Source organism: Nocardia sp. NPDC004573, from assembly GCF_053602135.1.
The window spans coordinates 132,017-153,698 of the sequence record NZ_JBSGDA010000018.1; the positions used below are offsets into that span (position 1 = coordinate 132,017).

Consider the following 21,682-nt stretch of genomic DNA (forward strand, 5'->3'; position numbering starts at 1 on the left):
GAGCCCGGCGCGTTGGACGAGTGCGACCCGCGTGGAGCCCGGCGCGTTGGACGAGTGCGACCCGCGTGAAGCCTGCCACGTCAGGGCGATTCGCTGCGGGTGGTGCGGCTCAGCGTGGTGGCGGCGGAGGGAAAGGGAAGACCTCCGGCGGGATCGTGGGGACCACGATCGGCGGGAGGCCCGGCACCACAATGGTGTTGGGGCCGGGCGTCGGCGGCGCCTCGCTGGTGGTCTGCCGCCGGTTCGGCGGCGGCGCGGCGACCGATTCGTGCGCGGGCGATTCCGTGGTGCCCGGCGCGACCGCGATCTGCGGATCCAAGCTGGTCGTGCGCGGTGCGGTGGTCGGGGACAGGGATGGCGCGCCCTCGCTGGTGTGCGAATCCCGTTCCAGCACCTGGGGTCCGTAGCCGAGGCCGAGCCCGATCGCGGCGACCACGGCCAGCGCGCTCACCGTCAACACGGCGCCGCTGATCTCGCGTTTGCCGCGCTGGGCCGGGGCCGACAACCAGGCGGGTGACAGCTCGTCGTCCAGCGCCGCGGCCGCGGCGGGCGTCTCCTTGCGGACCGGTCTGGCCAGCAGCGCGGCGCCGCGCGCCATCACGGTCTCCGGGCTGTCCGGCACGATGACGGGCACGCCCATCCAGCGTTCGAGCACCTTGGCCACCAGCGGGATCCGCGCGCAACCGCCGATGGCCAGCACACCGTGCACCGGGCGGTCCGAGCGCACGATCACGTCGCGCGCCATCCGCGCCGACGACTCGATGGCCAGCATGATCAGCGATTCGAAGTTCTCTTGCGCGAGCAGGACCAAACCCTGCTCGCTGGGCAGCGCCACCGCGGTATTGCTGGTCAGCTGCTCCTTCGCCTCCCGGCACAGCGCGTCCAGCGCGGCCAGGCCCGCGGCGTTCGGCGGATGCGCGATGCGCCCCGAGGCGATCTGCTGCTCTCGGATCAACGAGTCGAGATAGTCGCCGCTGATGTCGCTGGTGCGCTCGCTGTGCCGCACCTCGCGCGTCTGGGTGTCGAGCACGCTCACCGTGAGACCCGAGCTGCCCAGGTCGTAGACGACCAGCGAGGAGATGCCCCGAATATCCCCGGTGGCCTGCGCGAATTCGAGTGCCGCCGCGATCTCCGGCACGAGTTCGTAATTGGTGAGCTGCTGGCGCGCCATCGCGGCGCGGATGGCGCGGGCGTGCTGCTCACTGCGGTAGGCGATCGCGGTGGCGCCGATTCCCGGCGTGGCTTCCAGGGTGACCCCGATGGCTTCGGCCGCCAGCTCTTCCACGCTTTGGTCCAGGACCGGGATGGTCTGCAGATCGAAGGAATGCGGGGAGACATGCCCGTGGGGGTTACCGGCGTGCGGCCGCGCCATACGGACAGCGCCGGCCCCCACCGAAACTCCCAGTACCGAACTCATCAGCTGCCCATCTCGTTTCACACTTCACGACATGCGAGCCTGCGCCGTCCGTCGGCGGAGACCCGCTGGACGGACCCTACCGTCGGCGATCAGCTGTGCTTAAGGCAGGACTGGTCGTCTGTCTGGCAGTAGCCCGCCTCGCCCCGCAACTCTACGGTGTACCGAGTCCCGCGTACACCCATCCGGCTGCTCTCCAGGTGGCACGATTGAGACAGTTCCGGCCGTCGATGATCGAGCGGGTCCGCACCACACCGTCCAGGTCCTGTGGCCGCAGCGCGGTGAATTCGTTCCATTCGGTGAGCACGAGCACCACATCGGCCCGCTCACACGCCTCGGTCACGGAAGTCGCGTAATTCAGGGTGGGGAACACCCGGCGCGAGTTCTCCAGTGCCTTGGGGTCATAGACGGTCACCACGGCCCCGTGCAGCTGGATCATGCCTGCCACGTTCAACGCGGGCGAGTCGCGGACGTCGTCGGACTCCGGTTTGAACGCCGCGCCGAGCACCGCGACGTTGGCTCCCAGCAGTGAACCGCCGCAGGCGCGGGCGGCCATGTCGACCACCTTGGTCCGGCGGCGCATATTGATGTTGTCCACCTCGCGCAGGAAGGCGACGGCGTGGTCGGCGCCGAGTTCACCGGAGCGGGCCATGAACGCGCGAATGTCCTTCGGCAGACACCCGCCGCCGAAACCCAGGCCCGCGTTGAGGAATCGGCGGCCGATGCGCGCGTCGTAGCCGAGCGCGTCGGCCAGCATGGTCACGTCGGCGCCGGTCGCCTCGCACACCTCCGACACCGCGTTGATGAACGAGATCTTCGTGGCCAGAAAGGCATTGGCGGAGACTTTCACCAATTCGGCTGTCGCCAGGTCGGTGAGCAGGAACGGGACCTCGGCGGCGAGGAGATCGGCGTAGATCTCGCGCACCAGATCCTCGACCCACCCTGCGGCGGCACGCCCCGGGTCGACGCCGAGGACCAGCCGGTCGGGGCGCAAGGTGTCCCTGACCGCGAAGCCTTCCCGCAGGAATTCCGGGTTCCACGCCACCTCCACGTCGGCGGAACTCAGGGCGCGAGCGCGGGCTCCGAGCGCGGCGGCCGTGCCGACCGGAACCGTCGACTTGCCGATGATCACCGAGGGCCGTTCCAGCAGCGGGGCGAGCGTATCCACCACCGCGTGCACGTATTTCAGGTCGGCGGCGTACTCGCCTTTCTTCTGCGGGGTGCCCACGCCGAGGAAATGCACCTCCGCGTGCGCGGCCGCCTCGGCGTAGGAGGTGGTGAACCGCAAACGGCCCGCGTCGAGGTTGCGACGCAGCACACCCTCCAGGCCCGGTTCGTAGAACGGCACCACCCCGTCGGACAGCTTCGCGACCTTGCCCGGGTCCACGTCCACTCCGATGACGTCGTGCCCGAGTTCGGCCATGCACGCCGCGTGCGTGGCCCCGAGATACCCGGTTCCGAAGACTGTGCATCGCATGATCGATTGGTAAGCCCCTCCGGTGGCCGCGCCACGTCAGCGAGGCAAGGGTCCGGGCAACAGCAGATGTACATGCGGCGACATCGGTGACCACGGTGCCGTGACCTCGCATAACGGTCGCTAGCATCGACGCGGTGCGACGTCGTCGGTGGGTGTGGAGCGGGCTCGGCGCCGGCGTGGCGGTGGTCGTCGCGACGGTTGCGCTGTGGCCGGTCTATGTGCGCCCGCGGACCGACCCGCCCGCGTCGGCGGACGCCGTTCTCGTCCTGGGTGGAGCGCACGACGGCCGCGAGCAACTGGGTCTGCGCTTGGCGCGCGAGGGGTACGCGCCTCGCGTGGTGTTCTCCGATCCCTATGAGAACAGTGCCATGCTGAACCGTATCTGCCACGGCGGCTACAGCTTCGAAGTCGTCTGCTTCGACCCGTCCCCACGCACCACCCGCGGCGAGGGCCGCGAACTCGCCCGCCTGGCCCGAGCCCACAATTGGCGGCGAGTCATCGTCGTCACCTTCACTCCCCACATCTCCCGAGCCCGCTACGTCTTGCAGAAGTGCTGGAACGGAGAACTCCTCTTCGTCGATCCCGAACCAGCCCTGTCCATCCCCCGCTGGACCTACGACTACGCCTACCAATCCGTGGGCTTCACAAAGGCCTTTTTCGAGGACTGTTGACTCACTGCGGGTCCATCGGAAGCGATTGATAGCCAACTCGTAACGAATGTGATCGGCATCTCGATCTGCTGTCCGTGTGCATCGACCCGCGGTGCCTCAATACAGATGAGAGCAAGGAAACTGCCGATGACCTATCAGCCGTTACCCAATCCGTACGGTCCGCCTGCCGAGCGGCAGCCGCCTAAGAGTCGGCCGCCGCTGTGGGTGTGGGTGGCGGCCGCCTTTGGTGGGCTATTGGTAGTGGGCCTGATCGGCAGCGCGGTCGGCGGAACTGGCGCAGACGGTCCGAGGCCGAAATCGGCACACGTCACCTCTACCAGCCGGAGCGCCGTGGTCGCCTCGGCTACTTCCGTCGCAGCGCTGCCCAGTTCCCCAGCGGCTGCCGCTTCCCCGGCGCCACCTCCTGCGCCAGCTGCGCCCGCATCGCAACCGGCGGCCACCCGAGCTCCCATGCCCCACGTGGTGTGCATGAATCTGCAGGATGCGCAGGACGCCATTCAAGCGGCCGGGGTCTTCTTTTCGCGCTCCAAAGATGCGACCGGGAAGGGGCGGATGCAGGTGATGGACCGAAACTGGATCGTGGTGGCGCAGTCGCCTGGGCCGGGAGTTTTGATCGGCGAAGGCGAGGCCGTGCTGTCGGTGGTCAAGATCGGCGAACCCAGTTCCTGCGGCTGACCCCGGGCTGTCGGTCGGTTCGGAGTGACCGGCGGTCGGATCCGCGATGCAGGTCCGTCTGCCGGTACTACCTGGTAATCAATGTGCGGGCGGATGACGTCACTTTGACTCTGTGAAAGAAGTGCCCGTACATTCTGTCGCGTGGTGGCGGGATGGCCGCCATGGAAGCAACGGTGCACACCTCTCCGGGAGGGCAGATGGATTACGACTGGTCAGCGGAGGATCTGGCGTTTCGCGACGAGGTGCGCGCATTCCTCGACGCGAAGCTGACGCCGCAATTGCGGCGGGCCGGGCGCTTGGCGACGAGCGTGTATCCCGACCACGAGGCGAGCATGGAATGGCAGCGAATCCTGCACGAGCGCGGCTGGGCGGCGCCGGCCTGGCCGGTGGAGCACGGCGGATGCGACTGGAGCCTGACCCAGCACTACATCTACCAACGGGAATCCGCGCTGGCCGGCGCGCCCGCGCTCTCGCCGATGGGCATCAGGATGGTGGCGCCCGCGATCATCGCGTTCGGCACGGAAGAGCAGAAGGCGTTCTTCCTGCCGCGCATCCTCACCGGCGAGGTCTTCTTCTGCCAGGGATACTCCGAGCCCGAGGCGGGATCGGACCTGGCCGCGCTGTCCATGGCCGCCGTCGACGACGGCGAGGATTTCGTGTGCACCGGCAGCAAGATCTGGACCACCCACGCCACCGAGGCGAACTGGATCTTCTGCCTTGTGCGCACCTCGCGCACCGGGAAGAAGCAGCAGGGCATCACGTTCCTGCTGATCGACATGACCGCGCCGGGCATCGAGATCCGGCCGCTGGTGATGACTTCCGGTGAGCAGGTGCAGAACCAGGTCTTCTTCGACAACGTGCGGGTGCCCAAGAGCAATGTGCTCGGCCGGATCGACGACGGGTGGACCGTCGCGAAATACCTGCTGGTACACGAGCGCGGCGGAGCGGCGGCGCCGTGGCTGCAGGTCATGGCCGAGGACATCGCCGCCAACGCGGCGCAGCAGCCCGGTCCGGATGGCAACCCGCTGATCGATGACCGCGCCTTCGCGGCGAAGCTCGCGGACCTGCGCATCCGCACCGAGGTCCTGGAGATCTTGGAATATCGCACCATCTCCGCGATGGCGCAGGGCAAGCACCCGGGTCCGGCGTCCTCCATACTCAAGATTCTCGGCACCGAACTGAGCCAGAAGCTCACCGAACTGGCGCTGGAGGCCGCGGGACCGCGCGGGCGCGTGTACCAGCCGCACGCCACCAAGCCCGGCGGGCCGATCGCCCAGTTCACACCCCCCGCCGACGGTTACCACAGTGGCGCGGCCTGGCAGGCCGTCGCACCGCTGAAGTACTTCAACGATCGAGCGGGCTCGATCTACGCGGGCAGCAACGAGATTCAGCGAAACATCCTCGCCAAAGCAGCATTGGGGCTCTGATGGACTTCACGCTTACCGACGAGCAGGAAATGCTCCGCTCCGCGATCGCCGGCTATCTCGGCGCTCGCTACGACCTGGAGAAGAGCCGCATCGCGGCGAAATCGGAGGTCGGCTGGCAGCCCGCCGTCTGGCGCGGCTTCGCCGACGAACTGGGCATTCTCGGTGCGACCCTGCCCGAGCGGGTGGATGGCACGGGCGGCGGGCCGGTCGAGCTCATGGTGATCGCCGAGGAACTCGGCCGGGCCTTGGTGGTCGAGCCGTTCGTGGACACGGTGGTGATCGGCGCCGGATTGCTCGACCGTTGCGGCGGGGAGCAGGCCGATGCCGCACTGCGCCGGATCGTGGCCGGGGACGCGCGCATCGCGTTCGCCGCGCTGGAGCCGACGTCGGGGCATGCCCTGTACGACGTGTCCACCACTGCCCGCCGCGACCGCGACGCCTGGGTGCTCGACGGCGCGAAAATCGTGGTGACCGGCGCCGCGCCGGCCACCGACCTGCTGATCACCGCACGCACGTCCGGCGAGCGGCGCGACAAGGCGGGGATCTCGCTGTTCCGGCTCGAATTCGACGCGGGTGATCCGCCCCCCGGCGTCGAGGTGCACACCTACCGCACCATCGACGACCGTACCGCCGCCGACCTGGTGTTCACCGGCCTGCGCCTGCCGGCCGACGCCCTGCTCGGCGCGGAGTCGGACGGCTGGGCCGCCATCGAGCCGACCATCGCGGAGGCGATCGCGGCGATCTGCGCCGAAGCGGTCGGCTGCATGCGCAAGGTGCTCGCCGACACCATCGACTACGCCAAGCAGCGCGAGCAGTTCGGTCAGCCGATCGGCAGCTTCCAGGCGCTGCAACACCGCATGGTCGATATGTACATCGAACTCGAACAGGCCATCGCGGCGGTCCATCTCGCCGTCCACTCGCTGCGCGCGCCCGCCGCGGACCGCGCCCGCGCCGTCTCGGCGGCGAAGGTCACCGTTGCCAGGGCGGCCCGGTTCATCGGACAGAACGCCGTGCAACTGCACGGCGCGATGGGCATGACCGAGGAACTGGCCATCGGCCACTACTTCAAGCGACTCACCGTGATCGAGCACGAATTCGGCTCCAGCGATGAGCACCTCGCCAGGTACGCCGCGCTGACCCGGCCGTAGTTCTGGACCCTGGCCGGGGCATTACCCGCCGCGGCCAGGGTGCGTACCGTACCTGCCCTCGGCCGCGCGCGCCGCTGGTCACAACGGCTGGTTACGTTTTCGTCCCGAGGCGCCGATGCGGCTGACCGGTGATGTCCGCGATCGTCTGATAGTCGCTGTCGACATGCAGAACGGTCGCGTCGTGTACCTCGGCCGTCGCTGCGAGGATCAGATCCGGAATCGGTAGGCGATGTGCGCCTCGAGCGGCGAGAAGCCCCTGCACCTCCAGCGCGCGGTCCATCGCTTCTTCCGTCACGGGAAGCCAGACCAGTGCCTTCTGTCCGGCTATCTTGGCGATGTAGTCCGCATGAGATCGCGCCGAGTAGCCGATCTCGAGAGCGGTCAGGTGACAACCCGCCACAAGCGCCCCAGGTGCGCTGGTCACTTCGGCGAAGTCGGCGGCGGCGACCTCGTCGCGGAGGACCCATTCCAGCGCCGATTTGTCCGCCAACATGAACAGGGTCCTCAGTGCCATGCTCCTTTCATCGCTTCGGCCGAGAGGTCCGTCTCGCTGGCGCGGAGCTGCTGGAGCATCTTCGCGACCGCACGTCTGTTCGCCACTTCGCGTAGGGCGGCGTTGACCGTCGCGACTTTGGTTTTGGTGCCGAGTTCTTCGGCGGCGAGCGCGAGAGCCTCGTCATCGATGTCGATCAGTGTCCGTGACATCATGAACCTCCGGATATCAAATTCTCACCTTCGATGATATCGACGGTAGTCGCGTTCCGATAGCGGCGGTTGCGCACGCCGCAACCAGCGGCTGCTGGATATGCAAATCGGCCGGGTCCGTTTCCGGACCCGGCCGATGGCACTGCGCGAGTTCTGCGCTCAGCTCTTCCGGCCCGGCGCTTTCGCGCCGGCTTTGAAGCCGAGACCGCCGGGCTTGGCGGCGGGCGGCGCGGCTTCGGGTGCGCCGTTGCCGTTCGCGCCGTTGGACTGCTCCGGTTCGGCGGCGGGTTCGGGCTGCGCGGCGGAAGTTTCCGCGACGGGAGCCTGCTGCGCGGGAGCCGGTTCGGCGGGAGCCGCGTCCCTCGGGGCAGCTGCCGCCTTGCCGGGGGCCTTGGGACCGGGCCGCTTGAACCCGGACTTCATGGCCAGACCCTTGGCGGGCACCGTCGGCTTGGTCTCGGTCGGGCCGGTTTCGGCCGTTTCCGTAACCGTCCCGGCTGACTTCGCCTCGGCCGGTGCCGCAGCCGCTTCGGCGGGCGCGGCCTCGGCCGCAGGGGCGGACGCCGGAACCTTCGCGCCGGGCGCCTTGGCCGCGCCCTTCATCGCGAGACCACCGCCGGGCGCCTTCGCACCGCCCTTCATGCCCAGCCCCTTGACCGGCTTGGCCGCGGGAGCTTCGGTTGTGGACGCCTCGGCCGGGGCTTCGGCGGCGGGGGCCGCGTCGGCCTTGGCGCCGGGCGCTTTGGCTGCACCCTTCATGCCCAGGCCACCGGGCGCCTTCGCCGGGCCCTTCATGGCGAGACCCTTGACCGGAGCGGCGGGAGCCGACGTGGCCTCGGTCTCCGTCGATTCGGCGGCGGGAGCCTTGGCGCCGGGCGCCTTGGCCGCACCCTTCATGCCCAGGCCGCCGGGCGCCTTCGCCGGGCCCTTAATGGCGAGACCGCCACCGCCGGGCGCCTTCGCCGGGCCCTTCATCGCCAGACCGCCGCCGCTCGGCGCGGCCTTCGCCGGAGCGGGAGCCGCGGCGGGTTCGGGCGCCGGTTCCGGTTCGGGCTCCGCCTCGGGCGTCTTCGGCTCTTGGATGACGGTCAGGTTCTCCGTAAGCACCGCGGGCTCGACGCGCTCGATGGCGTCCAGCATCAGCTGGGCGACGTCCACCACCTCGACGCCTTCGCCTTCGCCCTTCTCCTGACGCGCGGTGACGCCGTCGGTAAGCATCACGCGGCAGAACGGGCAGCCGGTCGCGATCTTCGCCGGGGAGGTGGTCAGCGCCTCGTCCACGCGGTCGATGTTGACGCGCTTGCCGAGCTGCTCTTCCATCCACATCCGCGCGCCACCGGCGCCGCAGCACATGGACCGCTCGCCGTGGCGCGGCATCTCGACCAGATTCGAACCGGAGGCGGCCATCAGCTCGCGCGGCGCGTTGTAGATCTTGTTGTGCCTGCCCAGGTAGCAGGGGTCGTGGTAGGTGACGTTCTGCGACACCGAGGCCACCGGGATCAGCTGCTTCTGCCGCACCAGGCGGTTGAGCAGCTGGGTGTGGTGCACGACCTCATAGGTGCCGCCGACCTGCGGGTACTCGTTGTTCAGCGCGTTGAAGCAGTGCGCACAGGTGACGACGATCTTCTTCTTGCGATCCTCGACGCCCTCGAACACCGAGTTCAGCAGCTCGATGTTCTGCTGGGCCAGCTGCTGGAACAGGAACTCGTTGCCCGCGCGGCGAGCGGAGTCGCCGGTGCAGGTCTCCTCCGCGCCGAGCACCATGAACTTCACGCCCGCGGTGGCCAGCAACTCGGCGACCGCCTTGGTGGTCTTCTTGGCGCGGTCCTCGTAGGCGCCCGCGCAGCCGACCCAGAACAGGTACTCGTACCCGTCGAAGCTGTCGGCGTCCTGACCGAACACCGGGATCTGGAAATCGAGCTCGTTGATCCAGTTCAGCCGGTCCTTGGCGTTCTGGCCCCAGGGGTTGCCCTTGTTCTCCAGGTTCTTGAACAGACCGGCGAGCTCGGAGGGGAACTCCGACTCGATCAGCACCTGGTAGCGGCGCATGTCGATGATGTGGTCGACGTGCTCGATGTCCACCGGGCACTGCTCGACGCACGCGCCGCAGGTGGTGCAGCTCCACAACACCTCGGGATCGATGATGCCGTTGACCTCCACGCCGCCGACCAGCGGCCGCTCGGCCTCGGCCTTCGCCGCCTCGGAGATCTCGGCCAGCTTCGCCTCGTTCGGGTTGCCCTCCGCGTCGACCAGACCGACCTCGTCGCCACCCATGTCCTTGCGGCCGCCGGCCAGCAGGTAGGGGGCCTTCGCATAGCCGTGGTCGCGCAGCGACATGATCAGCAGCTTGGGCGACAGCGGCTTGCCGGTGTTCCAGGCGGGGCACTGCGACTGGCAGCGGCCGCACTCGGTGCAGGTGGTGAAGTCCAGCCAGCCCTTCCAGGAGAAGTCCTCGATGCGGCCTGCGCCGAAGGTGTCGGTGTCCGGGTCGGCGGTCTCCATGTCGACCGGCTTGCCCTTCGACATCATCGGCTTGGCCGGGCCCAGCGCGACGCCGCCGTCCTCTTCCCGCTTGAAGTAGATGTTCGGGAACGCGGAGAACCGGTGCCAGGCCACGCCCCAGGTGACGTTGCGGCCGACGAAGTAGAGGAACGCCATGCCCGACATGAGCTTCACGAAAGCGAACAGCGCCACCATCGTGGTGTTCGCGGGCAGCAGCTTCGCCACCTGCAGGGTGAAGAAGTCGGTGGCCGGGTCGGAGTGGCCGTAGGCGGCGATCTTGCCCGCCTTCACGAAGATCATGCCCAGGCCCTCGAGCAGCACGATCGCCTCGATGACGTAGGCCGGGGCGAACTTCGAACCGCTGAAGCGGGACAAGCGCTCGGGCAGGCGGGGGTGGTTGAGCTGGCGCAGGACGATCAGCGTCAGGATGCCGACCACGGTGCCGATGCCGAGGATCTCGTCCCACAGGTGGTAGACGGCCAGGTTGCCGATGATCGGCCAGTGGAAGGCCGGATCGAAGGTCTGCCCGTACGCCTCGAACCACAGCATGGCGCCGCCGATGAAGCCGATCATCACCAGCCAGTGCGCCCAGCCGACGGTGCGGAATTTGTTCATGCGCGTATGCGCGAGGAACTCCACGATCATCTGCTTGAAGCGCGGGAAGAAGGGCCGCCAACGGTCCGGCGCGGGCTGTCCGATCATGATGGCGCGGACGATATTGCGGACGCCGCCGATGAACGACGCCCAACACAGGAGGCTGAGCGCCGCCCCAATCGTGCCCAGCGTCACTGTCAGGGCATTCATGTCGCGACCTTTCTTTAGAGGCACCTCGACCGCGGCCGCATTCTGCTACCGCGTCGGTTGGCTCGTATCCTAACCGGCAGTAAGTTACCCGCCAGTAACAACCATGTCCATCGTACGATCGGCTTTTGGGCTATAGCCCCATATGCTGGGGCTTGACCCATTATTTACCTGTGATCAACGTCACAGTAATTTCGGCCGATCCCGCTGCTGGCGGGTTGTTCACCACCGTAAACGGCGAAGCATTCCGTCCAGTCGGTAAGGATTGGCTTAGTCCCCATGCCTGATAAGGGATCTCGCTTAAAACGCGCCGTTCTATTAGGCTCACGACGTTCTGATCACCGCGACCGTCTTCACACTGCTCGGGGAGGATCCGGAGCCGACCACCCGGATGTGCTGGATAGAGCTCTCGCGTGCTGAAGAGCAGCGGTGACGTACGACCTGATGATGGATTGGAAACTGAATGAAACTCCGCAGAACCACCGCGGCGGCCGCGATGGTCATCGGTGCGATGACCATCGGACTGGGAACCGCCCATGCCGATGCCGAACCGGCCGCTGACCCCATCCGGTACTCGGTCAAGCTGGTGGAGAAGACCGTCGTGACGACGCTCAAGGGGGGAACCTTCGAGCTGGCCAAGTCGTCCGAGGACGTCAAGGAAGACGACGTCTACCGGATCAAGGACTCGCAGGGCAACGCGGTCCTCACGCTGCCGATCGCCTTCAAGGTCGCCGACACCGTCGTTCCGGTGAAGCCGGTCGTGAAGGACGACAACACCGTCCTCGAGCTGACGCCCGAGCAGGGTGTGACCGTGCCCAAGGACAAGCCGGCCAACGCGGTCAACGTCGTCGCGCAGCCGATCGCCTCGCCGATCGAGAACCAGCGCGCGCAGAACGAGTTCGCCAGCCAGTTCGGCATCGCGACCGCGGTCGGTGGCTTCCTCGGCACCGCCGTTGGCGTCATCGGCGGTGCGGTGATCGGCTGCATCCTCGGCCTGCCGTTCCTCGGTGTCGGCTGCATCCCGGCCGCGATCGCGGGCGCGGGCATCGGCGGCATCCTCGGCACCGTGGCGGTCGGTGGCCCCATGCTGGCTGTCGCGGGTATCGACCTGATCAACACGCTGCAGGCGCCGGAAGGCACCACGAAGTGGGCGGACAAGCCGAACTAAGCATTCGCCTGTTCGTTCGAATCATCGGCGGCCCGCTCTCCTCGGAGGGCGGGCCGCTGCTCGTTCAGCCGGTCAGATCGAGCAGGCCGCGCACGACGACCTCACCCAGCTCCTCGCCGAGCCTGCCGAACGAGCGCTCGACCATCTCGAACGCGCCGTCCTCGCGCACCACCAGCACCGTGCTCGCTCTGGTGCCGTGCACGGTGTGCGCGATGAACCTGGCCGAGAGCGCCCGCTCCAGCTCGTGCGGCACCCCGGTCCGCGGCAGGAGATCCTCGGGGGCCTCGGTGCGATCGGCCAGCACCTCGAAGTAGCGGTCCACCGCACCGGGGTCGGTCTGCACCACATCGCGCAACTCGGTTACACCCGCCCGTATTTTGGGCCAGACGGGCTGTGGCGCCGTCAGATCCGGTTCGACCGGGTTCGGGCCCGCGGAGGCGACGAACGTCCCGTTGGAGAGGCCATGGAAGCCCGGAGCGAGTTCGCGCGGCTCCGCGACGCTGCGATTGGAATGCCACCACAGCGTGCGCAGGTCGGAGACCACCAGGTTGTAGCCGTTGTAGTCGTCCGGAGCGGCGGCGACGTCGAGAACGTATTTCTCCGGCCCGGGGAATTCGCCCGCCGCACGGCGGTCGGAGGCGCCGCGCAGGAAGTCCATCAGCAGCGCGCCCCGGGAACGGGCGTCGAGGCGAAGATCGGCGGGATTGCGCACGTTCGTGACGGCGGCGAAGCGATTGTCGCCGTGGGGCTGGGTGCTCAGGCCCAGCCAGGTCCCGGGAGGCTCACCGTGGGCCCGGCCCGGGGCTCCGGTGTCGCGTCCGGCGAGCAGGCCGGGCGCCTCGGGCCACCAGCGCATGGACTCGGTCGGCCGAGTGTAGAACTCGTCTCGGTTGGCGGCCACGATCAACCGGTATTCCGGGTGCGCGCGCCAGCCGATCAACACCAAACACATGCGGTCCAGGATGCCGGACCGCCGCCGCACCCCATGCGAGGTTTCCGGCGCAGGGGGCCGCGTAAGGGCAGTGGAAAGCCCCTGAGACGGCGAAAAGGCCGACAACTCGACGCTGCCGGCCTTTCCTCGTTCCCGCTGTCAGTTGGTGCGCACGCGCAGCCCCGGGTTGTCGGAGAGCACCACGTGCACCGGCTGCGCGAACAGCTGCGGCACGTTGCCGGTCAGGGCGCCGATGAGATTCGGGATCTCGCAGATCGGGTAGTCCGCCACCGACGACGCGCTGGAGATGCCGAGCGCCAGGCGGCCGGTCACGATCGGACCGCCGCTGTCGCCGGGCAGCGCGCAGATGTTGGCCGAGAAGCTCTGGGTCAGTTCCCGGTCGCCGACCTGCACCGTCTGGTCGACGGCGTTGACCACACCGCAGCTGAAGCCGGTGCGCGCACCGGACTTGCAGACCGGCGCGCCGACGACCGGGGTCGCCACGCCGTCGACCGGGATCGGAGCCGCGCCGGGCGCGCGGACGCCGTTGTTCGCGAAACGGTCCTTGGACTGGTCGTTGACCCGGATGATCGAGTAGTCCTGCTCGCCGAGCACCGACTTCTGGAAGACACCGAGCTGCGCGCCGAGGCGGTCGCCGTTCATCTCGTACACGCCCGCGGCGTTGCCGCTGCCCGCGGAGGGGATGTCGGGGTTGCAGTGGCCCGCGGTGATGTTCACCGTGTTGCCGTTGCGGTCGGTGCCGTTGAAGCCGAGCGAGCAGCGCAGCGAGCTGCGTCCGGCGACCGAGGCGTAGCCGTCGCCGCCCGCGAGCGCCCCGCGCGCCTCTCCGGCGATCTCACCGGCCTGCACGGGGCCCTGCTCGCCCGCCACCGGCGGGGCCATCACGATGACGCGCGCCGGGTCGATGAAGTTCGGCATCGGCAGGCCCGCCTGGTCCACGCGCACGGCGATCGCGTTGTTCACGGTGTCCACCACCGCGCCGCGCACCAGCGTCCGCACCGCCTCCGGCTGGCCCTCCAGCCAGCGCTCGAACGCACTCTTCTCGCCACGCAGGGCCGCTTCGCTCTTGGCGACGTTGCGGACCTCGAAACCGGCCGACTCGGCGGCCTTCTTCGCCTCGTCGGCGCCGGGACCCTGCGCCAGCGCCACGACCGCCCTGCCCGCGTCGTCCAGCCAGGAGCCTGCGAACACGGCCGGGTACTGCCGCTGGGCGGTGGTGGCGAACGCGGCCACCTGCTGCGCCACCTCCGCGCGGTGCAGGTACTCGTCGGGCGAGATCTTCAGATCGCGGGTCACCGCGGCGACCAGGTCGGCGGGCAGGCCGGAACCCTGGTCGGGCTGAGCTGTCGCTACTGCCGCCGTGGGCCCGAACAGCAGTATCGCCGCCGAGGCGGCGATCACTGTCTTTCGGATTACGGTCTGTCGCGCAGTCGAGCGGGGAGGTCCTATACGTGGCAGGAGCATGAGCAGACTATATGGGGTTTGACGCGGTATGCCTACTCATCTCGTGCTTCTCGATTCCGGCATAACCCCGCGACCGGGGATATGTGGAGTGCCACAGATTTCCGGCTCGCGCTCAGCTCGCGTTCGGCCGCGTGCGCACGGCGATTCCGCTGCCGATTCCGCCGCCGGAAGAGGCGTCGATGTCGGCCAGGATGGACCGGATCGGGATGCCGAGCGAAGCGGTGCCGCCGTACTGCGCGAGCGCGATGTTGGCCTCGTTGCAGTTCGGCGCGTCCGCGGCGTTGGAACCGCTGGTGATGCCCAGCGCCAGGGTGCCGGACACGATCGCGCCGCCGCTGTCACCGCCCAGGGTGCAGGCCGAGCTGGCGAACCCGCGCACGGTCTTGCTCTCGCCCTCGGCCGTGTAGAGCTGCGTCTCCACCCGGTCGGCCACGACGAAGCCGCAGGTGAAAGTAGAGGACTGGCCCGACTTGCAGACCGGGGCGCCGGTGATCGGGTCGGCGGTGCCGGTGATCGCGAGCGTGGTGCCGTTGGCGCCGCGCACCGAGGGCTGGTCCATGCCCGCCCGCACCGCGCGCTCGTTCAGCTTGATCACCGAGTAGTCCAGCGCGGATTGTCCACCCAGTGAGGCGCGCACGAACGTGCCGAGTTCGGGGCTGGCCGGGATGTCGCGGACGTTCGGCAGGTACACGCCGGCTTCCTGGTTGCCCTTGCCCAGGTTCGGATCACAGTGGCCCGCACTGATGTTCAGCGCGTTGCCGGACGCGTCGATGCTGTTGAACCCGAACGAGCACACGTCGACCGCGCGCAGCGACGAATCGGCGAGCGAACCGGGAGCGCTGATGTAGGTGTCACCGCCCATCGGCCTGCGCTCGACCGGACCGCCGCTGTTCGGCGACAGGATGACCTTGATGTTCGCCAGCAGGGTGGGCAGGTTGAGCATGTGACCCGCGGGCGTGTTGGCGACGCTGAGCACCAGCTGGCTGTTCAGGAAGTCGATGGCCACGGAGTTGATCGCCTGCGAGATCTCCCGCGGTAGTCCGGTGATCCACTGGTTGAGCTGCACCAGCGAGCCCTCCAGGCTGTCCGCGGACACCGGGGCCAGCCGGGTCTGGTAGCCGTCGGCCGCGGCGATCTTGGCGGCGTCCAGTGACGTCACCGCCATGACGGGCTTGCCGTCGGCCCCGATCCAGGCGCCCGCGAAGGAATCGGGTCGCTCCGAACGGAAATCGCGCGCGTAGTCGCGCAACTGCTGGGCGCGCGCGGCGCGGTCCAGGTACTCCGTCGGGGTCATCTTCAGATCACGCGCGATGGCCTGCACGAGTTCCGCGGGGAGATTGTCCGCCGCGAGCTGCGCCGGGGCTTCGGGAACCGCCGAGGCGGTGGTCGTGCCGAACAAGGGAGCCAGGAGAACGGTCGATGCGATGGCGACAGCTTTGACCGCGGCGCGACGCGCCACCAACTTGCGCATGAAGTCCCTTCGTCGGCACGCACGTGCCAGCTAAATCCGTGGCCACGGGCAGAATCCGTTGGCGCACAGCCTTCGTCCAGCAATCGACCGGTGTGGGAATTCATCCGACAACACGGTCAGCGCAACACTCTAAGCCACAAACCCGGATAGGACGCTACTAATCACCGACTACCCGGTATTCCCATGCCGGGGATGGTCGGGATCTGCGGCAGCTGCTGCCCGAACGGGTTGGTGGTGGGCGTGGGGGTCCGCGTGGTCGAGGTACGAGTCGTGGTGGTCGGCGTCGTCGTCGGCGGCTCGGTGGTGGGGGGCGGCGTCGTGGTGGTCGGCTCCGGCGTCGTCGTCTCCGTGATCACCACCGGCGGTTCGGGCGGCTCGGTGGTGGCGGGCGTCGTCGAGGTGACCAGCGGCGGGGGCGGGGCCGGGCTGACCGACGTCTCGGACTTGGCGTCGGGCAACGGCGGCACCGGTGTCTCGCCGCCGTCGCGGAAGAGCAAGGCCACCACGATGCCGCCGAGCAGCAGCCCGATCACCGCGGCGCCCGCGATCAGCAGCGGGATGCGTTTCGATTCCTTCGCGGGAACCGCTGCCTGCACCGGTTTCTCGGGTTCGGGCTCGGATTCGGCCACCAGGGTCGGCTCCGAGATCGGTATGGCCGCCGAATACGCCTGCGGTAGCGCGTCGGCGGCGGGCACGGCCGGGATGACGATGGTGTCCACCGTCGAGTTCTCCGCGGTGGACGGGTCCGGCGGGGTGGCCCCGGCCGGGGTGGCGAGCACGGCGGCCAGCGCCCCTCGGGCCGCGTCGTGGGCGAAGGACCTACCGTCGGCTCCGGTCTCGGCGCTGGGCAGCTCCCCCTCGCTGACCAGCAGCACCGAGCGCAGACCCAGGTAGTCCAAGGCGTCGCGCAGCGAACGCACATACTCGGCGGGCCAGTGCGCCGGATGCGTCGCATAGAACTCGGCCGCACCGCTGAGATGTTCGGCGGCCAGGTTGATCAGGCAGAACAGGGCGGTCGCGACGAGGTCCTCGGCGCGATACGCCTCCCCGTCGTCGACCGGGATGCCCGCCGGGTCGCCCACCGCGGACACGAAGCCGCCGATCGAGTGGGAGTCGCCCGTGGGCGGGGGACCGCCCAGCTCGGCGTCACCATCGTCGGACATGTGCAGAACCGACTCACGGACGATGTACCGCGGCTCCTCGTCACCGTCGGTGACGATGACCGCCGCGCACTCGTCGTCGGCGACGCGCAGGCCAACCCCAGTGGCCATCTCACCTACCCTCGCTTCGGCGTTTCCGCTGACGGAACCGCACCCGGTCACACCAGAAGCGAACCGTGTCCCATGGCGCGGAGCATCGACAATAACTCCGAACGGGACCGGGCACCGACCCGGCGTCGGATGCGCGCGACGTGATGCTCGACTGTCTTCGCCGAAATGTACAGGCGGGCACCGATCTCGCGGTAGGTGAGCCCGAGCAGAACCAACTCGGCCACTTCGCGTTCCCGTTCGCTGAGGATCGCGGCCTGCGGCGGCGTCGGCGGCGGAGCGTCGCCGTTGTGCGTCACCGGTGCGGCGGGCCGGGCCTGCGCCTCCTGGGGACGGGCGTCGGCGCGCACCGTGCGGGCCAGTTTCAGCAGTGCGGTGGCCGTGGCGGAGTCGGCCGCCGCGAGCGCCGCCTCGCTGGCCAACCGGGCGCCGTCCCAGGTCATGCCGATCTCGGTGAGCGCAGCGACGGCCGCGTGCACCGGTGCGGTGGCCACTTGGCCGCGCAGCACCAGCACCCACGTGCGGCCCGCGTCGGCGAGTACCGCGGCGTGCCGGTCGCCCGCCTCGGCCGCGGTTTTCAACGCGTGCGCGTGCGGCAACAGATCCTCGGGGCTCTCGTGCGCGATCGCGGCCTGCACGCCGTACCAATGGAAGGCGTTGGACCAGGCGGGCGGATCGTTCAGGCGGCGCAGCAGCGCGAGTGCGGCGTCCACCAAGGGCGCGATCCGGCGTTCGTCGCGCATCCGGATGGCCGCCAACCACAGCTCGCCGATCGGCAGCAGCGCCAGCAGGTCGGCCTGCACGTCGTCGAACAGCGGATACGCGGCCTGCCACGCGCGGGCGAGCGCGGTGTGGTCTCCGCTTCGCCGCGCGAGACCCACCGCGACGCCGTGCGCCAGCAGCCGATCGCGCACATCGAGCCGGTCGTGGTCGAGCGCGGCCACCGTAGCCGCGGCGGCGCGCTCGTCACCGCCGAGCATCGCCGTCCAGGCCGCGAGCACGTCGAGCTGATGGCAGCGCAGCCCGCTGGCGGTGGCGCGGCGCAGCGCGTCCTGGGCACGGCGGGGCTCGCCGGTGCCCAGCGAGAGCAGAGTGGCGATGGAGGCCGCCGTGCAGGGCAGGAAGCGGTCCACGCCCGCGTCCGCGTGGGCCGCCTGGACCAGCGCCGACACCGCGGCCGCGGTGTTGTTGCCCAGTTCGATGGTGTCCGCGAGCGCGGTCGCGATCAGCCGGGCGTGCGCGCCCGCTTCGGTGGGCGGCCACTTCGTGGCCGAGGAAGACATCTCCCTGGCGCCCGGCACGTCACCGGCCAGGCACAACACCGTCGCGCCGACCGCCCAATCCGGTCCCACCCGATGTCCGCCGAGCCAGGTGTACAGCTGCGCCGCGCGGCCGACCAGGCCCCGGCGGGTGAGCACCGCCGCGCAGATCCGCACCGCCGTCGCGAGCTCCGTGCCGGTGCTGCCCGACCGCGCCAGCATCGGCTCGGCCAGCCGCATGGCCGTCTCGCCGTCGCCGGTCCGCGCGGCGGCCTCGGCCCAGCGCAGCGCGATCAGATCGAGTTCGGCCCCCGCGGCCGCCGCGGCGGCGTAGTAGCGGACCGCCTCGCGGCCGGCCTGGCCCGCCGCGTCGACGAGGAAGTCGGCCAGACGCGGATCGCGGACGCCGGATTCGGCCAGTTGCAGCGCCGTGCGGTCGCGCAGCAGGCCCGCCTCCAGACGAGAGCCGAGCAACCGGCGTTCGATCGCGACGAACCTGCGGTCGCCGAGCAGCGTGCGCAGGGGGGCGACGGCGGGTTCCAGCAGCAGGTCCGCGTCGGTCACCAGAGCGCTGGCCCTGGCGCGGTCGATGAGATCCTGCGCGACGGACTGCTCCACGCCGAGCACCTCGGTGAGCTCGCTGGAATCCAGGCCCGTGCCCGTGGTGGCCACCACCAAGGTCTCCAGCAGGTCGGGTTCGAGGTTGTCCAGCAACCCGCGAGCCCACGCGGCGACAGCCGTGTCGACGGCGGTGATGCCCGCGTCCAGACGCGCCGAGCACGCGGCCGTCAGCGCCGCCACCACGCCGCCGCGGATACCAGCGGTCTGCACGTGGATGTGCTGAGCGACCTGGCGCGGCACCATCATGCCCAGCTCCCGGGCGAACGGCGCCATGTCCGCGACGCCGAGCGGGCGCAGATCCACGACGCGCCCGCGCCGGGCGATCGCGTCGGCGAGCATCCGCAGCCGCGGATCATGCGGGCGCGGCTGCGTGGCGACCACCATCGTGCGATGTCCGGATTCGACTGCGGCGCAGAGGTATTCGAGATCCATCTGGCCCAGCGTGTGGGCGTTGTCGATGATCAGGGCCGGGCGGGCGGTGTCGGTGGTGACGCCCGCCGTGCCGCCGCCCTGCGCGCGGGTCACCGGGTGCGAGCCGTTGCGCGCGTGGGCATGCGCAACAGCGGCGATGTCGTCCTGCAGCGGGACGCCGCGGGCGCGCAGACGGGCGCGGATCTCCGCGAGCAGCGTCGATTTGCCGGTCTGCGAGCGGCCGCGGATCAAATAGACCACCGGCTGGTCGTCGGCGGAATCCAGATCGCGGAAGATGTCGCGAGCGCAGGGGAGTGTGTCGAAGGCGGTATCAGCCACCGGAGCCTCCCAGGATTTCTCCGGGAGTGCGCAGCACCGTGCCGAGGGTGTCGCCCAGCACGCCGGTCGGCAGGCTCGGCGCGGTCGGCGGCGCCGGCCGGGGCTGCTGCTGGGTAGGTGCGGGCGGGTTGGTCGGCGCAGGCGCAGGCGCGGGGGCGGGGGCCGGGGGAGGCTGCTGGGATTGCGGCTGCGGCGCCGGCTGCTGTGCCGGGGCGTCCGCGGGCGCGGGAGCGGGCTGATCGGGGTTCTGCTCGCTGTTCACCACGGCCACGCTGGTGTTCTGTGCCGCGGACGACGGCGAACCGGCTCGCGGCGCCTCGGTTTTCGGCCGGCCGGTGGCGGACGCGGAATCCGTGGCGGCGACAGCGGCCGGTGCGGACGGGTCCCCCGTCTGCGCTCCTGTCGTCCCGGCGACCTGCACGGCGCCGGTGCCGGACTGGTCGGTCGACGCAGGCGAGGTCGAACCGGACTGGATGCCGGTGCCGATGGCGAGCGTGCCGGTGGCCAGCACGCCGATAGCGGCCGCGGCACCCGCCACCACCGCGATGCGCTGCCTGCCGGTCAGTGCCCGCCTGCGCGGAGCGGGCTCCTCGGGCAACGCCGCGAGTCCGGCCGAGGGGAGCGCCCGGGGCTGCGGCACGGTCTCGTCCTCGGCCACCGGATCGACCACCGAGGGGAGCTGGTCGGTCTCGGCGGCGAGCAGATCGGCGGCCAGCAGCGCCGCCCCGCGGGCCGTGGTGTGCTCGGGGTCGGGGGCCGCCACCACGGGCAATCCGAACTCGGAGGAGATGAGTTCGGCGACCAGGGGGATGGCGCCGCCGCCTCCGGTGAGTAGGACTCGGCCGACGTCGCCGATGTCCAGCCCGGCCCGGTGCACCGCGTCGTGGATCAGGTTCATCGCACTCGACAACGGTCCGCGCAGCAGGTCTTCCAACTCGCCGCGCACCAGCCGCACGGTGCTGCCGTGCGGATCCGCGGGGTCCACCCGGACCGGAACGACCGTCGCGGTATTTATGGAAAGCTCTTCTTTCGCTTTTCTGCAGCGTTCTCGCAAAGCCGATAATTCGCGTTCCACCACCGGATCGAACGGATCGAAATCCGCGGCGAGCACCGCATTTGCCAGGACATAGCGCATGGTCAGCAGATCGAATTCCGCGCCGGCCACGTCGGTGCTGCGCAGCGGCGTGCCCAGCAGGCTGGCGTGCTCGCCGGTGCGGACCACCGAAACGGTCGACCCGGATGCCCCGAGATCGAGGACGATCACCGCCCCGTCGTCGGTCCGGCCGTGCGCGGCGTCGAGCCAGCGGATCGCCGCCGTCGGCTCCGGAACCAGCGTCACCTCGCCGAGTCCGGCCCGTTCCAGGGCGTCGCGTTGGATGTCGACGGTGTGCCGCGACCACCAGGCCGGATGACAGGCGACCATCGCCTGGACCCCGCTTCGCCCCGTCTCCGCGGCGATCTCGTCGACCAGGCATCCGATCGCGGTGGCCACCAGGTCGGGCGCCGAATACGAGGAACCGTCCTCGCCGAGCATGCCGACCGGGTCGCCGACCCTGGCGAGGAAGCCCTCCAGCATCACGTCGCTGGAATGTCGGCCGGTGGAGCGAGCGCCCGCGCCGAGCGTGGGCGCCATGTCCGGCGAGAGCCGTAGCACGCTCGGATGCGAGCGTAGAAATCCGCCGCCGGAGGGGCTGAGGCCGTCGTCGCCCTCTTCCGTTGCCGCCACGGCGACCGAATTCGACGCCCCGACAGTGATGCCGAGCGCCAGGCGCTGTGTCATTCGAGAACCCCGTTCGAGAAGCTGTCTGGTCCGGTGTCGCTGCTGTGTGTCCGAGCTGGTGCGCTGGGCGGTGTAGTTGCCGACGCAACCGTTCTGTCGGTTGCTGGCCATCAGCCGTTACCTCGTTAG

The 21,682-nt window shown here is 69.5% G+C and carries 15 protein-coding genes and 1 pseudogene; 5 read left to right on the forward strand and 11 right to left on the reverse strand.

What is annotated here, in order from left to right; translation table 11 throughout:
* Window positions 1-109 precede the first annotated feature (109 nt).
* Entirely contained in the window at window positions 110-1,417 is a 1,308-nt protein-coding gene (locus ACWEKR_RS25415; protein ID WP_452356588.1) for an Hsp70 family protein, read from the reverse strand.
* Window positions 1,418-1,568: 151 nt separating this feature from the next.
* On the reverse strand, window positions 1,569-2,891 hold the full coding sequence (locus ACWEKR_RS25420; protein ID WP_452356589.1) for a UDP-glucose dehydrogenase family protein: 1,323 nt from the start codon (window positions 2,889-2,891) through the stop codon (window positions 1,569-1,571).
* A 134-nt stretch (window positions 2,892-3,025) separates the two neighbouring features.
* Here ACWEKR_RS25420 and ACWEKR_RS25425 point away from each other — a divergent pair, with 134 nt between their 5' ends.
* The 4 genes from ACWEKR_RS25425 to ACWEKR_RS25440 all read left to right on the forward strand — a co-directional run bounded on the left by ACWEKR_RS25425 (window position 3,026) and on the right by ACWEKR_RS25440 (window position 6,812).
* A complete protein-coding gene (locus ACWEKR_RS25425) occupies window positions 3,026-3,562 on the forward strand; it encodes a YdcF family protein (protein ID WP_324198068.1) in 537 nt (178 codons plus the stop codon).
* A gap of 468 nt (window positions 3,563-4,030) precedes the next feature.
* A complete protein-coding gene (locus ACWEKR_RS25430) occupies window positions 4,031-4,237 on the forward strand; it encodes a calcium-binding protein (protein WP_452356590.1) in 207 nt (68 codons plus the stop codon).
* 197 nt (window positions 4,238-4,434) lie between these two features.
* A complete protein-coding gene (locus ACWEKR_RS25435) occupies window positions 4,435-5,664 on the forward strand; it encodes an acyl-CoA dehydrogenase family protein (RefSeq protein WP_452356614.1) in 1,230 nt (409 codons plus the stop codon).
* Window positions 5,664-6,812 (forward strand): acyl-CoA dehydrogenase family protein, encoded by a 1,149-nt coding sequence (locus ACWEKR_RS25440; protein ID WP_452356591.1) that lies wholly within the window; start codon window positions 5,664-5,666, stop codon window positions 6,810-6,812. The genes ACWEKR_RS25435 and ACWEKR_RS25440 overlap by 1 nt, the downstream gene beginning before the upstream one ends.
* A gap of 91 nt (window positions 6,813-6,903) precedes the next feature.
* Here ACWEKR_RS25440 and ACWEKR_RS25445 read toward each other — a convergent pair whose 3' ends face one another.
* The 3 genes and pseudogenes from ACWEKR_RS25445 to ACWEKR_RS25455 all read right to left on the reverse strand — a co-directional run bounded on the left by ACWEKR_RS25445 (window position 6,904) and on the right by ACWEKR_RS25455 (window position 10,823).
* Window positions 6,904-7,326, reverse strand: a complete 423-nt coding sequence (locus tag ACWEKR_RS25445) for a PIN domain-containing protein (RefSeq protein WP_452356592.1) — start codon at window positions 7,324-7,326, stop codon at window positions 6,904-6,906.
* An 88-nt stretch (window positions 7,327-7,414) separates the two neighbouring features.
* Window positions 7,415-7,517, reverse strand: a pseudogene (locus ACWEKR_RS25450) (type II toxin-antitoxin system VapB family antitoxin); the annotation flags it as partial.
* 159 nt (window positions 7,518-7,676) lie between these two features.
* Entirely contained in the window at window positions 7,677-10,823 is a 3,147-nt protein-coding gene (locus ACWEKR_RS25455; protein ID WP_452356593.1) for a (Fe-S)-binding protein, read from the reverse strand.
* Between the two features lie 460 nt (window positions 10,824-11,283).
* Between ACWEKR_RS25455 and ACWEKR_RS25460 the strand changes: the two genes are divergently transcribed.
* A complete protein-coding gene (locus ACWEKR_RS25460; protein WP_452356594.1) occupies window positions 11,284-11,988 on the forward strand; it encodes a hypothetical protein in 705 nt (234 codons plus the stop codon).
* A gap of 64 nt (window positions 11,989-12,052) precedes the next feature.
* Here ACWEKR_RS25460 and ACWEKR_RS25465 read toward each other — a convergent pair whose 3' ends face one another.
* The 6 genes from ACWEKR_RS25465 to ACWEKR_RS25490 all read right to left on the reverse strand — a co-directional run bounded on the left by ACWEKR_RS25465 (window position 12,053) and on the right by ACWEKR_RS25490 (window position 21,553).
* The gene (locus ACWEKR_RS25465; protein WP_452356595.1) at window positions 12,053-12,940 is read right to left on the reverse strand and encodes an NRDE family protein; all 888 of its coding nucleotides are present in this window, start codon (window positions 12,938-12,940) and stop codon (window positions 12,053-12,055) included.
* 138 nt (window positions 12,941-13,078) lie between these two features.
* Window positions 13,079-14,341: a S1 family peptidase gene (locus tag ACWEKR_RS25470; protein WP_452356596.1), complete on the reverse strand. Its 1,263-nt coding sequence runs from the start codon at window positions 14,339-14,341 to the stop codon at window positions 13,079-13,081.
* Between the two features lie 175 nt (window positions 14,342-14,516).
* A complete protein-coding gene (locus ACWEKR_RS25475) occupies window positions 14,517-15,875 on the reverse strand; it encodes a S1 family peptidase (RefSeq protein ID WP_452356597.1) in 1,359 nt (452 codons plus the stop codon).
* Window positions 15,876-16,036: 161 nt separating this feature from the next.
* A complete protein-coding gene (locus ACWEKR_RS25480; RefSeq protein WP_452356598.1) occupies window positions 16,037-17,146 on the reverse strand; it encodes a hypothetical protein in 1,110 nt (369 codons plus the stop codon).
* Between the two features lie 47 nt (window positions 17,147-17,193).
* On the reverse strand, window positions 17,194-19,773 hold the full coding sequence (locus ACWEKR_RS25485) for a LuxR C-terminal-related transcriptional regulator (protein WP_452356599.1): 2,580 nt from the start codon (window positions 19,771-19,773) through the stop codon (window positions 17,194-17,196).
* Window positions 19,766-21,553, reverse strand: a complete 1,788-nt coding sequence (locus tag ACWEKR_RS25490; protein WP_452356600.1) for an Hsp70 family protein — start codon at window positions 21,551-21,553, stop codon at window positions 19,766-19,768. The genes ACWEKR_RS25485 and ACWEKR_RS25490 overlap by 8 nt, the downstream gene beginning before the upstream one ends.
* Between the last annotated feature and the right edge of the window lie 129 nt (window positions 21,554-21,682).